Source organism: Chryseobacterium sp. ON_d1, from assembly GCF_006829085.1.
Taxonomy (GTDB): Bacteria; Bacteroidota; Bacteroidia; order Flavobacteriales; family Weeksellaceae; genus Chryseobacterium.
This window is the reverse complement of the sequence record NZ_BJTC01000003.1, coordinates 36,620-55,234: the sequence shown is the minus strand read 5'-3', so window position 1 is coordinate 55,234 and position 18,615 is coordinate 36,620. Positions and strand designations below refer to the sequence as shown.

Here is an 18,615-nt window from a genome sequence, read left to right as displayed (position 1 = left end):
TACTTCAGTTAATTTCTCCAAAACAGATTCCCATCATTCATGAGAGCCTTTATTTCAGACATTCTGGAAACAGCCTCTGCAGAACATGAAGCATCTGTCAGTATAATGGCCGCTTCATCCCCCGCTTTTGGCCACTGCTGATTTCCTTTTTCATCTAGAGGAATAATATTTTGAACAGCAAACTGTAAAGTTCTTGACAAGGCATATTCTGTAGCATAACCATACAGTTCAGCAATCAGATTCGCTTTCTGCAGCATACTTCCGGATCCAAACGTACTCCAGTAATCCTGTACATTGTCATTTCCGATCAGTACATTGACCCCATATTTTTTCAAGATTGGAATGGGCATTACTTTTCCTTTAAAAGGTACAGAAGAAGCAATTCCTACCTTTCCTTCAGCCAGTCTTTCTGCTATCTGCTCCGTTTCTTTAGGCGAAAGATGAGCTAAAGCAAATGCATGACTTATAAATGTTTTCCCTTGAAGCTCAGGATTTTCTATCGCTTTATCAATAAGGTAATTGATCGTTTTCATTCCGGACTCTTCTGTTTCGTGCAAATGGATATCAATTCCTTTATGGTAATCCAAAGCCAGCTGAACAGTAAAATCCATCACTTTTTCAATGCTGCCGTCAATACTTAATGGATCCAGTCCTCCAATAAATTCTATACTCTTAAGTTGTGCTGCTTCTTTCATCAAAGGCGCAGATTCAGTATAATAAACACCATGCTGCGGGAAGGCAACCAGTTCAGCTTTGAAGGAATCTTTTTTATTTTCAAGAGCCTGCTCAAGATGTTCAAGGGATTTTAATCCTGAAGTAGGATCAATATTGAAATGAGTTCTCACAAAATGAGTCCCGTAATGCTGCAAGAGGCTGATCAGCTGTTCTGCCCTGCTTACCGAAGTTTTCAACAGTTCGGGAATAATTTCCTGCTCATAGGCAATCATATCTTTTACCGTTTTTCTTTTTGGAGAAAGAGCCTGCCATGGAAGCCCATATAATGTTTTATCCAAATGGATGTGCATATCCCTGAAAGCAGGAAGCATCAGATATCCTTTAACATCGATCCCTTCAGAACGCGGATCATTGGCTTTTACCGTTTTTATTTTTCCAGCCTCAATTTCAATACTGAAAAGATCGGTTTTTGTTCCAATTACCTCTTCATTTTCATATTCAAAACCTGTTTCCAGGCGGACATTTTTCAGGGTATATTTTCCTTTCGCAGTTAATTGATAGGGAAATTGCATGATTTAAAATTTTAACAATACAAAATTAACCCGGTCTGAGGGTAAAACCGGTGTATCAATTATGTCTTGTTTTGTACAGATTATTCCTTAAACTGGGAGGGAGTCATTCCCGTCTGAGCTTTAAAGAATTTAGAAAAACTGGCGTGATCATAAAATCCCAGATCATATACAATGTCTTTTACTGACATTTCGGAAACTTTTAAAAGTCTTTTTGCTTCCAGTAAAATACGGTCCTGGATAAGAGATGAGGCCGAAACATTAAGGCTTTTTTTACAGACAATATTCAGATAGTTGGCAGAAATATTCAGCTTGTCTGCATAAAAGGAAACGGATCTTTCTGTTTTGAAATGTTTGTCAATAAGATGCAGAAACTTTGAAATAATAGGATTGGAATGATAAACTTCAAAATCTTTAAAGGCTCCTTCCACAGATTTACTGACCAGCAAACCGATAATTTCGCTTCTTTTTTGAATGAGTTCCCAAAAAATTTTCTCCCCGCCCAACTCTTTCTGGATTTCCTGAAACTCATACAAAAATGTAGTAAAAACTTCTTTGGAAAGATTGATTACCGGGTGATTCTGATAATAAGATGCTGAAAACCGTAACGATGGCAGAAAGCTTTCAAACCAATCTCTGCTGATCATTAACTGATATCCTATGGTTTCTTTTTCAATCACCCACTGATGCACCTGGTCAGGAAAAACAAGATGGATCTGGTAATTTTCAATTTGATATTCCGCAAAATCTATGGTATGTGAGCCTACTCCGTGCTCAAAAAGGTTAATAATAAAAAAGTCATGCTTGTGGGGTTCATCAATAGAACGCGCCCCATAAAGTTCATTAAATAACAGATTACAGCCCTTCAGCTGATTCTCGCTGAATTCCTGAATTCCTAAAACCGGAAAATGATCTGTATGGTAACCCACTCTGCCTGATTTTCTCCTAAAATTACTAAAAATTGTGAGAGAAAACTAAAAATAACCACAAAAGGATAAAAGCATTACCTTCACTCTTACATTAGTTTCAGTCCGCATTCACTTCTATACCTTTTGTGGTCAAAAAAAACACAACTAGATTATATTTATATCTTTATTTAATCAATTCTTATTTGAATTAAAAGACAACATTTCCATCATATACCAATGATTCCACCTCTGAAATTCTTGATACCGCTTCTGCTGAACAGCTGGCATTGATCAGTACAAAATCTGCTTTATCTCCGGCTTTAGGCCACTGTTGGTTTCCTTTATCATCCAGCGGAAGGATATTTCCTGTTGCCAGCTTTAAACTTCTTGATAATAAGAATTCTGTTGAATATCCATACAATTGGGCCATTAAGTTGGCTTTCTGAAGGACACTTCCTGTTCCGAAAGTATTCCAGTGATCCACAATGCTGTCATTCCCTGTAAGAACAGTGACATTATGTTTGTAAAGTGTTGGTATTGGCATGATCAGTCTTCCGAAGGGAATTGTAGAGACAATTCCGATTTGGGCATCGGCTAATTTTTCAGCAATTTCTTCCTGTTTTACGGTTTCTAATTTCCCAAGAACAAAACAATGGCTTAAATAGGTTTTCCCTTTCAGAGAAGGATTTTCATTTACTTTTTTAATCAGATATTCTACCGTTTTCAATCCGGAATCTCCGGTTTCATGCAGGTGAATATCAATTCCTTTTTTATGATCTGTAGCAAGCTGAACGGTAAAATCCACGACTTTTTCAATATCTCCATCAATGTTGAACGGATCTACCCCACCAATAAAATCGATATCCATTTTTGCTGCTTCTGTCAGATAAGGCGCTGAATCTGTATAGAAAACACCATGCTGTGGAAATGCTACCAGCTCTGCTCCAAAACTTTTCTTTTTATTGTCTAAAGCCTTCTGCAGATTTTTTAATGACTGAAGTTTGGAAGTAGGCTCAATATTTACATGGCTTCTTGCGAAGGAAGTTCCTTTCGACTGCAACAATTCAATTAGTTTTTCAGCCTTGAAAGTGGAATTTTTAAGCATCTCCGGAAGCATTTTCTGCTCCAGTTCGATCATTCCTTTCACTCCACCATTCCTTTTTCTAACAGCCTGCCACCGCTCTCCATAAAAAGTTTTATCAAGATGAATATGCATATCCCTGAATGCAGGAAGCATTAACAATCCTTTTGCATCTACTGCTTTAGCACCTGGCTGATTGGGCGAAATCTTTGTAATTTTTCCGTTGTCAACTTCTATATAAAACAGATCTGTCCTGGTAGAAACCACTTCCTCATCCTGGTACTCAAAACCTGTTTCCAGACGGACATTTTTAAGGCTCATTTTTCCTTTTGCTGAAATACTATTTTCATCAAAAAAAGGTGATGCAGCCATGATATTAGGCATTAAAGTCAATCCCGCTGCAGCCAATGCTGAATTCCGAATAAAATCTTTACGGGAGATCGTATGGTCCGAGGTCTTCATTTCCAATCTGTTTATGACAAAATTAAAAAGAAGAACTCTTAACAAAGTGTATGGTTTATTACAAAATCTGTATGATTTATGCTTTGTGATGATTACTTGCTAAATGTTAAGTTTATCTTTCTGCACTACAACAAAGTGTATCCCGCAACGCTTGTCATTCCGTAGGAATCCAGGTTATACTGCTTTACGCTGCTGAGACTCCTGCGGAGTGACAAACTATGTGGGTATTTTTTAGATGTAATACTATTACTTATGATAAACGGAAATATTACCAGCACCCTTGTCATTCCGTAGGAATCCAGGTTATGTTATTTACGTTGCAGAGGCTCCTATGGAGTGACAAACTATATGTGTATTTTTTAGATGTAATACTATTACTTATGATAAACGGAAATATTACCAGCACCCTTGTCATTCCGTAGGAATCCAGATTATACTGCAGACTTTCCAATTCAAATCATTCTGCATAAAAAAACCGGATGTAAAATCCGGTTTCATGTATATTTACTTATTGGAATATTCAAATTTTCTTACAGCTTCAAGGGTCATATCAATTTCTTTATCCTTGATGGCATCACTGATGAAGTATGTTTCATAGCCGCTTGGCGGAAGATATACTCCATTCTGAAGCATTTGGTGAAAGAAGTTATTGAACAATGAATGATTGGCTTCCTGAGCCTCATCAAAGTTGGAAACACTTTTAATATGAAAGAAAACAGACATCATAGAACCTTTTCTGTTGATTCTGTGAGCAATCCCTTTTTCATTCAGAATTTTTCCGATCTCGAAATCCAGTGTTTCGGTTGTCTTTTCTAATCTGTTGAAAAATTCAGGATCATTTTTAATGAGCTGCAGCGTTTTTAATCCGGCTCTCATGGCCAAAGGGTTTCCACTTAATGTCCCAGCCTGGTAAACACCACCTTTGGGTGCCAGGTGATCCATAATTTCGTTTCTTCCTGCAAAAGCACCTACCGGAAGTCCCCCACCGATTACCTTTCCATACGTTACCAGGTCTGCTTTTACATTGAAAAGCTCCTGAGCTCCTCCGAATGCTAATCTGAAACCGGTCATTACTTCGTCAAAGATTAATAAAGCTCCGTTTTCATCACAGATCTTTCTCAACTTTTGTAAGAAATCATTTTCTGGCAATACGCAGCCCATATTTCCTGCAACTGGTTCTATAATTACCGCTGCAATTTCTCCCTGATTGTGACGGAATAAATCCTCAACCTGTTCAAAATCATTATAACGGGCCAGTAATGTATCTTTAGCGGTTCCTGCTGTTACTCCAGGAGAATTCGGATTTCCAAATGTAGCGGCTCCACTTCCTGCTTTGATCAGGAATGAGTCTGAATGTCCGTGATAACAGCCTTCAAATTTTACAATCTTATCCCTTCCCGTATATCCTCTTGCCAGTCTGATGGCACTCATACATGCTTCTGTTCCTGAAGAAACCATTCTGATCTGATCGATATTCGGGACATTTTCAATGATGAATTTTGCAATTTCTGTTTCCAGTTCGGTAGGCGCACCAAAAGAAAATCCTTTCTCTGCCTGTATCTTCAGTTCTTCCAGTACTTCAGGATGGGTATGTCCTAAAATAGCCGGCCCCCATGAGTTGATATAATCAATATATGTATTGTCATCTGCATCAGTAAGGTAAGCTCCCTTTGCTGATTTCATGAAAACTGGCACTCCTCCTACGGATTTGAATGCTCTTACCGGAGAGTTTACCCCTCCCGGAATGTATTTGTAGGCTTCGTCAAATAAAGCCGAACTTCTCTGATATTTCATATATACTAGCTGTTGATGACAGTAATTGTTAACATATAACTGTCAACGATACACTCTCAACAAAATTAAATTAGTTTCGTGGTTTTTTGTCTATTAAATAAATCAGTTGTCCGGGAGAAGGCTGTTGTCCTTCATCCATCCTGTTTTTAGCATACAGTTTATTTAATTTGATTCCGAATTTTTGAGCGATATCATGCATATCTTCTCCGGATTCTGCTTTATAGGTAGCGGTATTTCCCGTAGAATTTTTGGATTCAAGGAAAACAATGTCATTTTTCTTTAAAGTTTCACTTTCCAGTTCATTCCACTTCATCAGTCTGCTTTCGCTGACTTTGAATTTATTGGCAATGAATTTCACATCGGTGTCTTCAGGAATAACAATATATTTAAGTCCGTCATTCGGGTGGCTTTTGATCAGAATGGAATTCAGAATTTCCGCTTTTGTTTTGATTCTTTCCACTCTTTTCTGCTGTTGTGCATAAGAAGTCTGTTTATAAGGAACTTCTACAGTAACCGGATCTTTAACTTTTCTGGTTGCTTTTGAGGGCTCCAGCTGAGCCATGAATGTTCTGTCATCCTTAAGATCAGGATACATTTTCAACACAGCGTACAATACTTCATTGGAATTGGTATTGTCGTATTCGTATAATTTATACTTTTCAATTTTTGTGATAAGAATGGAAGCATAGCGGGGATTGGTAGCATAACCTGCTTTTTTCAAACCGTAAGCCCATGCTCTGTAATCTTTCATATCCAGTTTGAAAAGATTAGCATAATATTTTCTGGTGGATAAAAATATGGAATGGTCCTCATAAGACTGTCTTGGATCTTCATACACACGGAAGCATTCGTTGGGGGCATCATCGGTATGTTTCATCGTTTTACCGGTCCAGTCTTCTTTACATTTTATACCGAAGTGATTTTTACCTTCCAGTGCCAGCCTGCTCTGCCCGCCCCCTGTTTCCAGTAATCCCTGGGCAAGGGTAATAGAAGCCGGAATCTTATATTTTTCCATTTCTTCTACGGCATATTTAGCAAACTTCTGAATATACTGATCTTCGGTTGCCCAAGTCTGGGCTGAAAATTTTGATAAAACTAAAAGGCTTATGGATAGGAAAAGTCTTTTCATCTTATATTTTTTATTGTTTTAAAATGAAAGATGGAACACTAAGTGTTTCACGTTTTTCAATTTTACTTATATAATTAAATTTCTATTCTGTTTTTCCAACAGTAAATTAGCACCCTCAATTCCCTGCAATCCGCCAGTGTGAAAGCACAAGATTTTACTGTTTTCAGGAAAATACCCTTCTTCGATCAAATCAAAAATCTTCTCCATCATCTTTCCTGTATAAACCGGTTCCAAAGGAATACCATACCTTTCTTTGAAATCATTGATAAAACGGACGTTTCCGTCATTTATTTTACCATAACCTCCAAAACATGAATCTATTAGATCAAAATTATGCTTTAAAGTTAATTCAAAAATTTTATTCTCCAGTGAAGCATCCTCAACGGCTTTAAATCCTATAACTTTCTGATTATCTTCACAAAATTTTGAAATTCCTGCAATGGTTCCTCCGGTTCCGACTGCGGTGCAAAGATAGTCAAAATCTTTTGTTTGTTCGTTGAGCATCATTTTCACTCCTTCTACAGCCTCTTTATTGGTTCCTCCTTCAGGAACTATCAAAGCTTCAGGGAACTCCTGCTGAAGGAATTCTGTCAGTTTTTCTTTGTGACGGTATTCTTCACGGGTGACAAATTTCAGGTTCATCCCATTTCTTTTTGCAAAAAGCAAGGTTGGATTATCACGCCATTTATGCTGCAGTTCTTCTCCCCTGATAATCCCCAATGTTGGAATACCTGCCAGGCTTCCTACTGCTGAAACCGCAGCGATATGATTGGAAAAAGCTCCTCCAAAAGTAATAATATAAGGGTTTCCGTGATTTTTTTCGAGATAGTTATTAACATTGTAAAACAGCTTCCAGTATTTGTTACCTGAAATCAGCGGATGAATCTGATCTTCCCTTTTAATAAAAAGTTTGATATTTTTCTCAATGGGAATCTCCTGAATGGGAACAGGCTCTATGGGAAGTTTTAATAGCATTTCAGTTTTACAACTCAAGGTTTATTCTTTACAAAAGTAGGAAAAGATTTATTGTTGTGTGAGTTTTCTTTTTTTCCTACAGATAACGCAGATTGACACAGATGATCGTGTTAAATATGTACGAATTTTGTATAATAAGATAAGGATTATTTAATTTAAGTTTTGGCTAAAGCCGGATGAATTTAGATTGTTTTGATAAACGGGCTAAAGCCAGCTCCTATTGAATATTGTGATCGTTAACCGAAATCCCAGCCCAGATTCCCAAACCTTGATCCAAACCTTGAATCCCGAAAACACACAACTCATCATTTATAATTTATAATTTCAAAGGTATTTCCTGAAGTTCCAGAATTTTCTTTTTCTGAGATAATTCAGGTTGTTTTCATTCGCGTAAGCTTCTCTTTCAAAAGAGATTCTTCTGTAAGCCAGGTAACCATCTTTGAGTTTGAAGAACCAATAATAGTATTCGATAACATAAAAGATGTAAAAGAAAATGATGAGCATTTCCAATTGTTGCCGCAAATGGATTTTTTCGTGATTGATCAATACATTATTTTCCTTATCTTCGGGTTTCCTAATAAAGATAAAGGGAAAGAGAGCAATGCCATTAATTTTTAATCTTTTTAAAGGCTTTTGGCATACAATTATCATAGTAACAAATATAAAAAGTTTTTTGACTAGCATTTAACTTATGGCCCATTATGACATCAAAGAGGGTGAAGACTTCTACTATAATGAACAGGGGTACAAGGTTTTTACAGAAAAATTCCATCTGAAAAGAGGTTATTGCTGTAAAAGCGGCTGCAGACACTGTCCTTACGGGTACGATAAAAAGACTGATACATTCATTAAAAGTGATAAAAAAAATAAATAAAATGAAAAAATATATTTTTATTTTGTTGGCATCTGCTACTTTAGGCTTGACTTCTTGTAGCCCTTTTCAGGTACGCTCAGACTATGCTGAAACAGCCAATTTCAATTCTTACAAAACCTATAAGATAAGAATTGATGATCTAAAACTGAATGATATTGATAAAGACAGAGTGCTGAATGAGCTATCGAGACAGCTTCAGAGCAGAGGGCTCCAGTCCGGAGAAAACCCTGATCTTATTATCAACGTAAAGGCAAATCATAAAAAGATTACTGATATCAATTCTTCTTCACCTTACGGAATGTGGGGATGGGGCGGACCATTCGGATGGGGTGTTGGCATGAACAGAACGTGGACAACAAACTATAACGAAGGGGCACTGATTGTCGATTTAATTGATGCAAAAACCAACAAATTGGTTTGGCAGGGTATCGGAAGCGGAATTTCTGTAGATTCTCCAAAAGCAAAACAGAGACAGATTCCTGAAATCATGGCTGAGATTATGAAAAATTATCCGCCGCAAAGAAAATAAAATAAGTCATCCATTATATCTGCCGGTACATTTTGTGCCGGTTTTTTTATGTCTTATAAAATTATACTTATTTAAATAATGCATTTGATGATCCTTTCATCATAGATCATGCTGATTTAAACGGATGTTTTTTGATTTTTTATGAGTGGAAATATTAAATTTTGGCTAAGGCCAGTGAAACAAGCTTTATTATAAATCAGGCTAAAGTCCGGGTCTGTTGAATTTGTAAGATATTGAAATATACAATCTAACTCTAAAATCCGAGTCTCCGATCTCAAAATTCCGGATCCAGGAACTCTCACGACATTACATGCAATACATTTAAAATTAACGATTCTGTAATTTTTTATTCACAAAAATGTGGTATTCTTGCTGAAACTTATATTGATATGAAAAAAATCATCTTATTTTCTGTATTTGCGGGACTTGCACAGGCTCAGGCCCCTGCCGGATACTACAATTCTGCCAACGGACTGAGTGGTGCTGCCTTAAAAACTGCATTAAGCAGTATTATCACTAACGGACACCAGGACAAAGGCTATAACGGTTTATGGACAGCCTATAAAACCACTGATATTGACAAGGACTACGAAAACGATGGGTCCATTCTTGATATTTATTCTGAAAAGCCTTCAGGAACTGATCCTTATAAATATACTCCGGGAACTGACCAATGCGGTACTTATTCTACAGAAGGTAACTGTTACAACAGAGAGCATGTAATTCCTCAAAGTCTTTTTAACCAGGCATCCCCAATGGTTGCGGACATTCATTTCATCAGAGCTACAGATGGAAAAGTAAATGGCATGAGAAGCAATTATCCTTATGGAAAAGTTGGGAGTGCTTCTTTTACCTCAATGAACGGATCAAAGCTTGGAACATCCGCTTCGTCGGGATATTCAGGGACGGTTTTTGAGCCGATTGATGAGTTTAAAGGCGATGTCGCCCGTATGATTTTCTATTTTGTAACCCGTTATCAAAGCAAGCTTTCCGGTTTTTCGTCAGGAGACATGCTGGGCAGTTCTGCATTCCCCGGACTGCAGACCTGGGAACTTAATGTTCTCTTAGCGTGGCACAATCAGGATCCTGTTTCACAGGCTGAGATCAAAAGAAACAACGCTTCTTATACTTACCAGGGAAACAGAAATCCATTTATTGATAATCCTAATTATGTAAATCTTATCTGGGGATCCCAACAGCCTTCAGGTGACACACAGGCGCCCACTACAGTAACAGGTGTAAATATTTCAGGAAAGACTTCCACCAGCATTTCTCTGGCATGGAGTGCTTCTACAGATAACGTAGGGGTAACTGCCTATAATGTGTATATGAACGGAAACCTGCAAACCACAGTAAACTCCACTTCAACAACAATTTCAGGGCTTGCACCTTCTACAACTTACAGTTTTTATGTTGTAGCAAAAGATGCGGCTGGAAATTCATCATCAAACAGTTCAACGGTTTCTGGTACAACCAATGCAGGAAGCACTACTCCGACCAGCTGTGCCAATGAAAGCTTTGAGACAATTCCTGCAGCAAGTGCCACTTATTCGACCAGGTCATGGAGCAATGGAGGTATCTCCTGGACAGCAACAGATGCAAGAACGGATCAGACTCTTAATAATAAAGCTATTACAGTAAGAAACGGCTCTTTAACTTCCGGCAGTTCTGCCAATGGTATTGGCTCTTTAACAGTCACTACACAGCTTAAATTTACAGGAACTAACGGCACTTTTGATGTAAAAGTAAACGGAACAACCGTGGGAACTATTCCTTACAGTGCTTCCGTTGCCACTACAACCATCAGCAATATCAACATTTCCGGAAACGTGACAGTGAGTCTGGTTAACAATTCAACAAGTAACAGAGTGGCTATTGATGACCTTTCATGGACATGCTATTCCGGATCAAGTGCAAGGATGGTTCAAAATACGGCTACAGAAAAGACTTCCGGCAGTTTTAAAATCTCTCCAAATCCAATTACCAATCAGGAAATTTTTGTAAAAGGAGATCTTCAGAAAGTAAAGAAAGCTGAAATTTATAATCTTCAGGGGAAAGTTCTTCAGACGATCGATCAGCCTTTCAAAAATGGAAATTCTATTAAAACCAGAAATCTCGGCCAGGGAATTTATATTCTGAAACTGGATCAGGTTACAATGCAGTTTCTCGTAAAATAATTCAAATATTAATTTCTATAAATAATGCCGGTCTTCTTTAGACCGGCATTTCTATTTTAAACTCCCACAGATTTTCCTGATTGAACAGAAGTTTTTTTAATGTTTTATTTTAGAAGGCGAAGTGGAATCAGGAGGCTGATTTGACTAAATGGATGTGTTATTTTTTGTTTTAAATTAATTCAATGAATTTTATCAAGATATGGATATCCGGATCCTTTCAGAAGGTCTTTCCATTCTTTGTTTTTGAACACAAAGAGGTTACAGCGGTACTCATCAGGTCTGTTATCTATTTTGGTTTCACAGTAGTAGTAAAGCATATCTTTATTTCTCCAGATCGCCACTTCCTGGATGAGCTTATTATGAGTCTGGATGATCACATCATCTTTCACCTCTGATTCAAAACCTTCATGAATAGTATCAAAAGTGGGTTTCTGAAGTGTTTTGTTTAAGTTGGCAAAGAGTGCTGTCTTTTCCTGTTCAGTATAGATATCAAGCTGATACATTCCTAATTCGTCTTCTTTCTCATTGGCAAGCGGACCTATTTCCTGATCTACTTTTCCGAAATGTAAAATGACTTTATTCGTATTTTTATGATTCTTTCCTTCCAGATCTATCCCATTAAAGTGTAATAATTCTTTTGATGAAAAAGCCAGTTTTTCATTTCCGATCAGGGTAACTTCATTGGTACGTACAGCTTCTTTTTCTGTTGCTCCGGCAGATTTTAAAATTTCATTAATATTTTGTCCTGCTTTCAGCTTGGCAAGATTGAATGGTTCAGTCTGGGTACTTCCCGCTGTTTCAACCAAAGACTCACTTTCTTTATTTTTCTGCCGGCCGCATGATGCAAGACTCAGGCAGATTACTGGTATTAATACATATTTCAGTTTTTTCATAATGTTAGTGTTAGTGTTCGGTTATCAATAATAAAACAGAAAAAACAGGATTCAAGTATCTGGAAACTGTTTTATATTCTTACTGACTGTTTTAATTCATATACTTATACCATGGAGAAGCCGGAGGGGCAGGAAATTTTAACCCAAATACCGCATTATTACGATAAGCCTCTTTAGTAACAGAGATGTATTTATTTCTTATTTTTCCGTCATCTTCAATGGAGATACTGAGTATGGAATAATTTTTACCATCATCCCAGAAGAAAGAAGTTGGATAAGTAAAGGCATTTTTTTGATTTTGATCCCATGACACTTTTTCGGGAGAAAGTTTTTTAAGCTTTTCAAAAATTGGCTTTACAAGTTTGGCATCTACGATTGCTTTATCAGTGATAGAAGCTGTAGGATTTCCATGTTTTTTCACTATTTTTTCTAAAAATTCCAGAGAATATTTTTCTGCAGCATTGGTATCTACAGCTCCTACTTTTCCTTTGTAGACCGTAATTCTTGTACCCATCGTATTGTCTAAGGGTATATTTCCGTAGGTTACTCCTTTATTTTCATCAGCATAATATTGAATGATATCTGCTTTTGCGGCATCTTTCATAAATAAATCTTTGTTTTCAAAGTCATACTTCTTCGCATCATCGCCTAATGTAACTGATGAAAGATCAAATGATTTATTTCCACAACAGATATTGATTAATACTGCAAAAATCAGCAAGAAAACGTTCCGCTTTTTCATAGAATACTATAAATGTAATTAGATTATTTCAAATTCTTCCTTTCCTTCCGGAATATAAAATGAAATATCAAGCATCAGTTCTTCTTCTGTTTCCGGGTTTTCCAGATATAAAGCAGATTCTCCGTTTGCCTTTTTTAAAAAAGCGACTTTATTTTCTGCACATACAAACATAACGGCATCTTTAGAAACAGGCTGTATTTTAAATCCGGACTTGAAATCTTTTACAAGATCAGTAAAGCGTTCTTCCGATTCTGCTTTTGACAGATACATAGAAGCAGCCATATTTTCTTCCCTTCTGGAAATTGATTTCTTATAATCTTCAAATTTATTTTCCCTTATTAATCTTGATATATGATCATAAGCCTGCTCCAGTTTTTTTCTGCCGTCTTTAATGTCCTGCAGGTTTCTCCCGTTCTGCCATGCCGAAAGCTGATAAGGAACTTCTGCTTTAAAGGAGCCAACATGTTTGATAACCTGTTTCTTTTTGTCTTCAATAGCCTCTGAATGATAGTCTCCGAACTGTTTGTCAAAAACAAAATCATTAGCCACATCAAAAAGTTTGACATTAAATTTCAGTTCTGATTTAGGATGCAGCTGTACATCGCCTATATTAGGTAAAATGGTTGCTGATATCGTCTGAACACCACTTTTTAATATGGCAAAATTAATTGGAATATTGGTGGCAACCTGTCCCTCAACATTCATATGAATCACAGGATAATCATTAATCCTTATTTCGAACAAACAGGCTGATGCACTGAAGTCGATCATATAATAGGGTTGCTGTATCATAATTTTAGTTTTTAATGATTTTAGACCAGTCTGTAAACATTTTACTGATGGTATTGGTATTGATGATGCTAAAGCAGAACATTCCCAGGAGAATAGCACTCCAGCACCACGCAAGTTTCACTCCGTTCTTATCTGTTATGAAAAAAAGGATGAGCATGGTAACCGTTCCAAAAAAGAAGGTGAAAAGCAAGGTATACAGTATTGCCCGAATAATATACATATTGAATTTCAGTTTTCTGAAAACCCAGCCTATCATACTGACCACCATAATCAGACCTATAGGAAGAAGCATCGCCCCGAACAAAACAATTTCGGGTTTTTCCATCAGTATATTTTCATATCCGAAAAATGTATTAAAACTGAACTCCTCCATAATGTTTTTCCTGATTTGAAACGTCTAATAGGGTTTTGTCTTTATAGCCCAGCATTTTTGCCAATATAACATTGGGAAATTCATGAATTCCTATATTATAAAGGTTTACACTGTCATTGAAAAATTCTCTTCTGTCTGCTATTTTATCTTCCAGTCCGGAAACTCTTTTCTGTAGTTCCAGGAAGTTATTGTTTGACAGCAGGCTGGGATAGTTTTCTGAAACAGCAAAAAATGATGAAAGTGCTTTTGATGTCTCATTGGCAAGCTCTGTTTTTCTGTCGGAATCATTGGTGTTGTTATAGGAAGTTCTAAGTTCTGTCAGTTTGGTAAGCAAATCTTTTTCATGTGCCATAAACTGTTTGGCAACGTTGACAAGGTTAGGAATTTCGTCTGCTCTTTGCTTCAGAATAACATCTATATTCCCATACGCTTTTTCCACATTGAATTTCAGCATGACAAGCTTGTTGTACAAACTGATGAAAAAAGCCACGATGGCCACGATAAGAAATACGGCGATAACAATTGCTACAATTTGATTCATTATTGTGATAAGATTAAAATCATTACGATAAGTATAACGATACAGGTGACAATAAATGACCTCAACAGGGGCTGGTATTTATTCCAGACTGAAATTCCTGCAACAGTGGTAATTCCTAAAAGCTTATGCCCTGTATCTTTTCTGATGAAAGCTTCTCCGTTTCTTGAGTCGGCAGCTCCCACAAGAAGCATTTCCTGGCCGGATTTAAGCAATGTTTCCTTATATCTTTTCTGTCCGTTATAACTTACATTGGTTTCTTCGATTAATATCAATTCTATGCCTTCGGGATGTATTTCAATGGTTCCTGAATCATCCTGCATCAGAAAGAGATTGCACTGGGTTTCTCTATGAATTGTTGTATAAGAATTTTTCCCTTCTTTATCTCTGGTTACATCTTCAATTGTATAATAATATCCTATGCATTCTTCTCTTGCGACGGGTGAAATCAAAGGTTCTTTCATAATAAGTTTTCCCTGAATTTCTACCAGCCCCATGGCCACAGATTTTATTTTGGATGTAGGTAATGATGCCTGAATTCTTAAAAATCTTTTTCTAGAATTAGGAAGTAGTAAAAGAACTGCAATGACAGAAAGTATAACTAACGGTAAATACGTAATTACTTTTTCTGCATAATAATCATAATTATCCATCAATAAGAAACTGCTATGAAGTATACGTTTTCAGAAGGTGTGCTGCTGCTGTTTCCTGCCCGTCTGCCGTCTTCACCTGACTGTCTACAATATAGAGAACAGAGGAAGTATTGGGTTTATTATTGGTGTATTCATAATATTGTACCAACACCATTGTTTTACCTTTTAGATCCCAGGCATAGGCTGCATTTCCCAATATTTTACCTTCACTGTTCTTTGCCGGAACTCCTGCAAGAACTTTAGGATTTTTGTATTGTGATTTGAGATAGGCTAGAAGATCGTTACCAGCGGCAGTATCTTCCAGTTCTATTTTCACTCCTTTGGTAAGCCTTTCTGTAGTATTATTAATGAGTAATCCTACGGTGGAGCTTTTTACATTATTTTCTTTGTGTTCCGGAAACGATATATTTCCGAATTTATATCCGGAAACATCTTTGGTATAAGCTACAGGCAATGTAGTTACAATTTCCCTCGCTTCTGTCTGATATTTAGTATCTTTCAGAACTTCTTTATATCCTTTGGAAAAATCTACTTTTTCCAGATCTGTCTTTTGTTGTGACTGGCATGATACAAACATGATAAAACACAAAATTATTAAAACTATCTTTTTCATATGATCTAATTTCTTATTAACGGAATATCGGCACTGAATCCGAAAAGTTCTTCAAGACTTTTGATGACATCAAATTTAGGTACAATTTCGTTAAATTTACCTTCTGCGATAATACCTTCGTCTTCTGAACTTCCTTTAAGTTCTGCCGGTTTTTTATTGCCACCTCTAGGTATTTTCTTTTTTGCAGACATTCCTACTTTTCCTTTAATCACATATTCAGCGTTGAGTCCATCAAATCCTAATTCCGGGCGGTAATTTAATCCTTTATCATCAAATTTCACACCATGTCCGAATGTAATGGAAGCTGATCCCTTTCCGCTCATTTCAAAATATCCTTCTACTTTCACAATGACAAGATTGGCTTCTGCTTTTGCCCAAACCCCTGCTTTTAATTCAATTTTAAGGGTATTTTTGGCTTCTATTTTTCCTTGCTTATCATTTTTTTCGCTTACAGTGTTGAATGAAAAACCAATTGATGTTTTGATTTCACTTGAAATAACAAGATCAATGTAAACATCTGAACTCATTTTAGCTCCGAAATCATCATTTCCAAACTCTACTCCTGTATTCATCCGGTCTTTGATCACTCCATACAACCTTACAGCACCTGGTGCTGCGGTTCCACCACTCACAGCTCCTGCCACCAGTCCTACAGCTGTACAAAGGAGGTCTATTGTAACTTCTAATCCTATCAGGGGTTCTGCATTAAAAGATATATCAACCTTTGTTCCTAATCTTTCAATTTCTGTATTTTTCTGTTTGGCTCTTTCTAAACACCATTCACCTTTAAGATTGATATTAGGTGGTTTAATGGCAAAAGTTACCGGAAGACCTTTAAAACCTATATTTCTAACCTGTCCTTTAGTTTTGTTCGTAATACCGTCAGACATTGCTCCCATTGAGCCGAAAAGATCATAAAGCTTTTTGAATTTTGTCTCGTATTCTCCTTTAACTTCTTTACTTTTCTGAAAACTACCGCTTCTGTTCTTTTCCCATTCACTTTTCAGACTGAATCCGAAGGAAGCATCCTTTTGTTTCCATCTTCTTTCAGCACCTATTTTACCGGCTTTAGCCTGTAGGTCTTTATGTTTTGCCGCTGGCTGATTCTGCCATTTCACACTCAGTTCATTGGTAAGATTAACGAAGAAAGTGAGTGTCCATTTAATGTCCGGGTAGGCTTTGATTAATACGGTTGTTCTCTTTTCATTGCTAAAATACCTGCAGGTATGTGCGTGAAGATGGAACTGGTTGGGAGTGGCCCACATCGGCCAGATATATTGTATAGGAAAAGCATCAAATTGTGATAAATCTGAGTATACTCCATAATTAAATGATGGCGTAGTAAATGTCTTTACCGTGTCTCCTTTATCTATTGCCTGCCCTACATCTACAATCTGTATCTGTTTTTTGTGCTTTCCTTTACTGTCTCTGAAACATTCCTTTGTTTCAAAGCCAGTAACGTCAATAGTCAGATTTTTCTTTGTAGAAACACTTGGTGCGGTTACTTCATAATTGATAGTCTGTGCATCATGGGCATTGAATATAAATGAAATATCTACTCTACGGTTATTTTCGTAGTCTTTCTCGTTTTTGTATTTGATATTATCTCTTCCCATTTTATCATCGGTAGGATCTACTTCCCCTTTTCCTACTGAGATAATTCTTCTTGGATCTAACCCTCCGTCTGCAAAGAATTTTTTGACAACATCAGCTCTTCTTTGCGAAAGCCCTTTGTTATAATTTTCTTTTCCTATAACGCAGGCATAGCCACTGAGATTCATTGTGGAATCTTTGTGTTCAAGAAGAAATTTGAGCACATTATTCAGGACGGCTTCCCCGTCTTTATCAATAACTGTAGAGTCAAACTTATAATAGATGGTTCTCTGAATATGTTCCTGTAAAGCGGCGGATTTTATCAGTTTGACCCCATTCCCGTTATCAAAGACTTTAACGGTTGTGTTGCTGGCTTTGCCGTCCTTTGTTTCATTTTCAGTAATCTTGATCACTTCAAATTTACAGGGTTCGAGTCTTACAGAGTTGACATCCGGCTTATAAACTTTAGTCGGTGTCTGGTTCTGGGCTCCGTTGGTATTGGTAGTGGCAACTTTATTTTTTACATTCAGATAGATGGCATGAAGATCATCACCGAGTTTATCTTTAATGTACTGCTTGGATGCAACATCCTTTACTTTAACATAGAATTCCTCTACATTCTGGATGTTGTCCACATATGCCATCCAGGCAAAGGTATTTTCTATTTTCAGATTTACCTCACCATCTATGACCTTTACATTGTTGTATACATGTACCAGCTTATCTTTTTTGGCATACTGCTGATTCCACAATTCAATAATGACTGTATTTCCATTCAGGCCTTCCGTCATGAGGTTCAGATGAACAATATGTCCATAGGAAATATAATCAACTTTTTTATTGTTTTTAATGCTTTTGCTGTTTTTCTGTGTAGACCATTTGCTGCTCACAATTTTAGGCTCACACCAGCCTCTTACAAATATTCCTGTATTATTTTTTTTATCTCTGACGCCTGAAAGGCTGGCTTCAATATAAAAGTGATAGCTTCCGCAATACTGTTTGTCTATTAAAAACTTATACCCGGTAGCAGAGGTTACCTGATTGACAATATTTTGCCTGTTGCTGTCCTGTCTCATCCAGGTCAGAGGTTTCTTTTTATCTGCATCTGTAGTGCCCGGCAGCCACTCTTCAACGCCAAAGTACACCCACTGGTCCGGTTTTATGGTAATCCTTTGTCCTAATACAGACATTTTGGGATAATACAATCCACTTGTAACCTTTATTTTTTTTATGCCTTTTGCCATT

At 36.9% G+C, this 18,615-nt stretch carries 18 protein-coding genes; 3 read left to right on the top strand and 15 right to left on the bottom strand.

Features of this window, described 5'->3' with window-relative positions; genetic code table 11:
• Window positions 1-8: 8 nt before the first annotated feature.
• From CRS_RS05800 to CRS_RS05770, 7 genes are all read right to left on the bottom strand, one after another.
• Entirely contained in the window at window positions 9-1,247 is a 1,239-nt protein-coding gene (locus CRS_RS05800; RefSeq protein ID WP_142723131.1) for an amidohydrolase, read from the bottom strand.
• A gap of 80 nt (window positions 1,248-1,327) precedes the next feature.
• Entirely contained in the window at window positions 1,328-2,173 is an 846-nt protein-coding gene (locus tag CRS_RS05795) for an AraC family transcriptional regulator (protein WP_142723130.1), read from the bottom strand.
• 187 nt (window positions 2,174-2,360) lie between these two features.
• Window positions 2,361-3,695 (bottom strand): amidohydrolase, encoded by a 1,335-nt coding sequence (locus CRS_RS05790; protein WP_142723129.1) that lies wholly within the window; start codon window positions 3,693-3,695, stop codon window positions 2,361-2,363.
• A gap of 504 nt (window positions 3,696-4,199) precedes the next feature.
• The gene (gene hemL, locus CRS_RS05785) at window positions 4,200-5,489 is read right to left on the bottom strand and encodes a glutamate-1-semialdehyde 2,1-aminomutase (protein WP_142723128.1); all 1,290 of its coding nucleotides are present in this window, start codon (window positions 5,487-5,489) and stop codon (window positions 4,200-4,202) included.
• 70 nt (window positions 5,490-5,559) lie between these two features.
• Window positions 5,560-6,618 (bottom strand): glucosaminidase domain-containing protein, encoded by a 1,059-nt coding sequence (locus CRS_RS05780; protein ID WP_142723127.1) that lies wholly within the window; start codon window positions 6,616-6,618, stop codon window positions 5,560-5,562.
• 66 nt (window positions 6,619-6,684) lie between these two features.
• Window positions 6,685-7,593, bottom strand: coding sequence for a 1-aminocyclopropane-1-carboxylate deaminase/D-cysteine desulfhydrase (locus CRS_RS05775; protein WP_142723126.1), 909 nt, complete (start codon window positions 7,591-7,593; stop codon window positions 6,685-6,687).
• 324 nt (window positions 7,594-7,917) lie between these two features.
• Window positions 7,918-8,244: a hypothetical protein gene (locus CRS_RS05770; protein WP_142723125.1), complete on the bottom strand. Its 327-nt coding sequence runs from the start codon at window positions 8,242-8,244 to the stop codon at window positions 7,918-7,920.
• Window positions 8,245-8,284: 40 nt separating this feature from the next.
• Between CRS_RS05770 and CRS_RS05765 the strand changes: the two genes are divergently transcribed.
• The 3 genes from CRS_RS05765 to CRS_RS05755 all read left to right on the top strand — a co-directional run bounded on the left by CRS_RS05765 (window position 8,285) and on the right by CRS_RS05755 (window position 11,173).
• Window positions 8,285-8,467, top strand: coding sequence for a DUF5522 domain-containing protein (locus tag CRS_RS05765; RefSeq protein WP_047434227.1), 183 nt, complete (start codon window positions 8,285-8,287; stop codon window positions 8,465-8,467).
• A 1-nt stretch (window position 8,468) separates the two neighbouring features.
• A complete protein-coding gene (locus CRS_RS05760; protein WP_142723124.1) occupies window positions 8,469-8,996 on the top strand; it encodes a DUF4136 domain-containing protein in 528 nt (175 codons plus the stop codon).
• Window positions 8,997-9,385: 389 nt separating this feature from the next.
• Window positions 9,386-11,173 carry an endonuclease gene (locus CRS_RS05755; protein ID WP_142723123.1) on the top strand — a complete coding sequence of 596 codons (1,788 nt, stop codon included), beginning with the start codon at window positions 9,386-9,388 and terminating at the stop codon, window positions 11,171-11,173.
• 179 nt (window positions 11,174-11,352) lie between these two features.
• Here the strand turns inward: CRS_RS05755 and CRS_RS05750 are convergent, their stop codons facing one another.
• The 8 genes from CRS_RS05750 to CRS_RS05715 all read right to left on the bottom strand — a co-directional run bounded on the left by CRS_RS05750 (window position 11,353) and on the right by CRS_RS05715 (window position 18,614).
• Window positions 11,353-12,066 carry a hypothetical protein gene (locus CRS_RS05750; protein WP_142723122.1) on the bottom strand — a complete coding sequence of 238 codons (714 nt, stop codon included), beginning with the start codon at window positions 12,064-12,066 and terminating at the stop codon, window positions 11,353-11,355.
• A 91-nt stretch (window positions 12,067-12,157) separates the two neighbouring features.
• Complete coding sequence (locus CRS_RS05745; RefSeq protein WP_142723121.1) at window positions 12,158-12,808, bottom strand: hypothetical protein; 651 nt, start codon at window positions 12,806-12,808, stop codon at window positions 12,158-12,160.
• An 18-nt stretch (window positions 12,809-12,826) separates the two neighbouring features.
• Window positions 12,827-13,600, bottom strand: coding sequence for a hypothetical protein (locus CRS_RS05740; protein WP_142723120.1), 774 nt, complete (start codon window positions 13,598-13,600; stop codon window positions 12,827-12,829).
• 4 nt (window positions 13,601-13,604) lie between these two features.
• A complete protein-coding gene (locus CRS_RS05735; protein WP_142723119.1) occupies window positions 13,605-13,973 on the bottom strand; it encodes a hypothetical protein in 369 nt (122 codons plus the stop codon).
• Window positions 13,954-14,514 carry a LemA family protein gene (locus tag CRS_RS05730; protein WP_142723118.1) on the bottom strand — a complete coding sequence of 187 codons (561 nt, stop codon included), beginning with the start codon at window positions 14,512-14,514 and terminating at the stop codon, window positions 13,954-13,956. Before CRS_RS05730 ends, CRS_RS05735 begins: the two co-directional genes overlap by 20 nt.
• Entirely contained in the window at window positions 14,514-15,164 is a 651-nt protein-coding gene (locus CRS_RS05725; protein ID WP_142723117.1) for a hypothetical protein, read from the bottom strand. Before CRS_RS05725 ends, CRS_RS05730 begins: the two co-directional genes overlap by 1 nt.
• 13 nt (window positions 15,165-15,177) lie before the next feature.
• The gene (locus CRS_RS05720) at window positions 15,178-15,777 is read right to left on the bottom strand and encodes a hypothetical protein (RefSeq protein WP_142723116.1); all 600 of its coding nucleotides are present in this window, start codon (window positions 15,775-15,777) and stop codon (window positions 15,178-15,180) included.
• Between the two features lie 5 nt (window positions 15,778-15,782).
• Window positions 15,783-18,614: an OmpA family protein gene (locus CRS_RS05715; RefSeq protein WP_142723115.1), complete on the bottom strand. Its 2,832-nt coding sequence runs from the start codon at window positions 18,612-18,614 to the stop codon at window positions 15,783-15,785.
• Between the last annotated feature and the right edge of the window lies 1 nt (window position 18,615).

Bases quoted from the DNA above. Each gene is read 5' to 3' on its own strand.
- CRS_RS05800 (WP_142723131.1), bottom strand. From the start codon at position 1,247: ATGCAATTTCCCTATCAATTAACTGCGAAAGGAAAATATACCCTGAAA.
- CRS_RS05790 (WP_142723129.1), bottom strand. From the start codon at position 3,695: ATGAAGACCTCGGACCATACGATCTCCCGTAAAGATTTTATTCGGAAT.
- hemL (WP_142723128.1), bottom strand. From the start codon at position 5,489: ATGAAATATCAGAGAAGTTCGGCTTTATTTGACGAAGCCTACAAATAC.
- CRS_RS05780 (WP_142723127.1), bottom strand. From the start codon at position 6,618: ATGAAAAGACTTTTCCTATCCATAAGCCTTTTAGTTTTATCAAAATTT.
- CRS_RS05775 (WP_142723126.1), bottom strand. From the start codon at position 7,593: ATGCTATTAAAACTTCCCATAGAGCCTGTTCCCATTCAGGAGATTCCC.
- CRS_RS05770 (WP_142723125.1), bottom strand. From the start codon at position 8,244: ATGATAATTGTATGCCAAAAGCCTTTAAAAAGATTAAAAATTAATGGC.
- CRS_RS05765 (WP_047434227.1), top strand. From the start codon at position 8,285: ATGGCCCATTATGACATCAAAGAGGGTGAAGACTTCTACTATAATGAA.
- CRS_RS05760 (WP_142723124.1), top strand. From the start codon at position 8,469: ATGAAAAAATATATTTTTATTTTGTTGGCATCTGCTACTTTAGGCTTG.
- CRS_RS05755 (WP_142723123.1), top strand. From the start codon at position 9,386: ATGAAAAAAATCATCTTATTTTCTGTATTTGCGGGACTTGCACAGGCT.
- CRS_RS05750 (WP_142723122.1), bottom strand. From the start codon at position 12,066: ATGAAAAAACTGAAATATGTATTAATACCAGTAATCTGCCTGAGTCTT.
- CRS_RS05745 (WP_142723121.1), bottom strand. From the start codon at position 12,808: ATGAAAAAGCGGAACGTTTTCTTGCTGATTTTTGCAGTATTAATCAAT.
- CRS_RS05740 (WP_142723120.1), bottom strand. From the start codon at position 13,600: ATGATACAGCAACCCTATTATATGATCGACTTCAGTGCATCAGCCTGT.
- CRS_RS05735 (WP_142723119.1), bottom strand. From the start codon at position 13,973: ATGGAGGAGTTCAGTTTTAATACATTTTTCGGATATGAAAATATACTG.
- CRS_RS05730 (WP_142723118.1), bottom strand. From the start codon at position 14,514: ATGAATCAAATTGTAGCAATTGTTATCGCCGTATTTCTTATCGTGGCC.
- CRS_RS05725 (WP_142723117.1), bottom strand. From the start codon at position 15,164: ATGGATAATTATGATTATTATGCAGAAAAAGTAATTACGTATTTACCG.
- CRS_RS05720 (WP_142723116.1), bottom strand. From the start codon at position 15,777: ATGAAAAAGATAGTTTTAATAATTTTGTGTTTTATCATGTTTGTATCA.
- CRS_RS05715 (WP_142723115.1), bottom strand. From the start codon at position 18,614: ATGGCAAAAGGCATAAAAAAAATAAAGGTTACAAGTGGATTGTATTAT.